We start from the raw sequence: 1,693 nt of genomic DNA on the forward strand, positions 1-1,693 counted from the left end.
CGCCTGGCCGTGCAGGCCGGCGTCGCCGCGCACCTCGCCACCGCCGACGGGCAGCTTGCCGGCCTCCACCGCCGGATCGCTGCCTTGCTGCGCACCTGCGGCGAGCCGGGAGTGCTCGCCGGCCCACCCCCACCCGGCGATGTGGCCGCCCTCACCACCCGCCTCACCACGTGGTTGCTCGGCCGGGACGACTTTCTGTCCGCGGCGGCCGACCTGTCCGCGGGTACCGACTCGTCCGCCGGCGCCGACCTGTCCGGCGGCGCCGAGATGAAGGTTCGTTGACGATGACGGGATCTCGGCGAGGTCAACTGAAGAACGGGGGGTCCGCCGCGCCGCCCGGGACTCCGGTGGGCGGCGCGGCGGATTCGCGGTCGGAGGTGCGTGGGTGACGGCGCTGGGATTCTCGGCTCTGGCCGAGGGACGGTGAGGATCCCCCGGGTCCTCGTCGACGTCGAGGACCATGGAGACGGATGGGCCGTGCACGTGCGGGGCGCGGGGATCACGGCTCGGTACGGGATGGCCGCGGTGGTGGTCACCGACGTCGACGGGCTGCCGCGGCGCGTGCCGAGCTGGTGGGTCGAGCCGCCGGGCCCGCCCGCGCTGCCCACGCCCACCGCGCCCGACGGCGCCGCGGGGACCATCGTGCCGGACGGGACCATCGTGCCGGACGGGGCCGCCGCGTGGAATCCGCCGGCCGACGCTGATCTTGTGGTGGGGCCGCAGTTCGCCGCGGGTACGCGGCCCGGTGCCGGGTCGTCCCGCTCGCGCCCGCATCCGCGGCGGGGCCAGGAGATGGGGCTGTGGGCGGGCGCGCATCGGGATCATCTTCCCGGTCATGGTCACCCCGCGGGTCGCCCCGTCCGTTCGGGCGGCTTGATGCCGCCGGTACGCTCCGCCACCGGTGCGGGCCCGTCGTTCGGGCCAGGCGAAGCTGACCCGGCACTGGCCGCGGTGTGCGCCGGCGACCCGGGCGAGATCTCCGGCCTGCTGGCCCGGATCGCCGGCCGGGAGCTGCGCGACAACGACGCCGAGCTCTACGGCCGATGGCTGTTCGAGTGCCTGCTCGCGCCGGTGTGGAGACGCCTGCTCGCCGCGCCCGCGGTGCAAGCCGCCCGGGGGGTGGAGCTCGCGTTGCGCTGGCCGGCGGACGACACGGCGCTGGCCGGCCTGGTGTGGGAGGCGATGCACGACGGGGAGGCGCCGCTTGCCGGGCATCCCCGGGCGCTCGTCGCCGTCACCCGGGTGGTACCCGCCACGACCCCGGCCCCGGCGACGATCCGCCGGGTGCCCCGGGTCCTGTTCGTCGCCGGCTCCGCCCTCGACGACCTGGTGATCCGCCCGGGGGCGATGTTCATGGGCCTGATGCGCGCCTTCGAGGCGGAGGGCCTGTGCGTCTCGCGGGCGATGACCAACGCAACGCTGGACGACCTCGGCGAGGCGTGCGCGCAGTTCGAGCCGGACATCGTCCATCTGGTCGCGCACGGTGACATCGACGAGCACCGCGCGGTGCTCCGCGTCGCCGATCCCGGTGAACCCGACGGGTTCCGCTTCGTCGACGGCGAGACCCTGGCGCTCGCGCTGCGCGGCCCGGCGGGGATGCCGGTGGCGGTCATCCTGAGCGTCTGCGGCAGCGCCCGCCCCGGTGGCCAGGACGCGGGCGGCTCCGGTGACGGGCCGGCGGGAAACGCCGAAG

The 1,693-nt window shown here is 76.0% G+C and carries 1 protein-coding gene and 1 pseudogene; both read left to right on the plus strand.

All coding sequences use genetic code 11. The features are described from left to right. Nucleotides 1-282 (plus strand): annotated as a pseudogene (locus tag ND748_RS31475) (hypothetical protein); the annotation flags it as partial. 141 nt (nucleotides 283-423) lie between these two features. Then, nucleotides 424-1,693 (plus strand): CHAT domain-containing protein (locus tag ND748_RS31480; RefSeq protein WP_251749933.1); only part of this gene is annotated, 1,270 nt, incomplete at its 3' end.

Origin of the sequence: Frankia sp. AiPs1 (assembly GCF_023716945.1) — a bacterium.
In the GTDB taxonomy this organism is placed as follows: domain Bacteria; phylum Actinomycetota; class Actinomycetes; order Frankiales; family Frankiaceae; genus Frankia.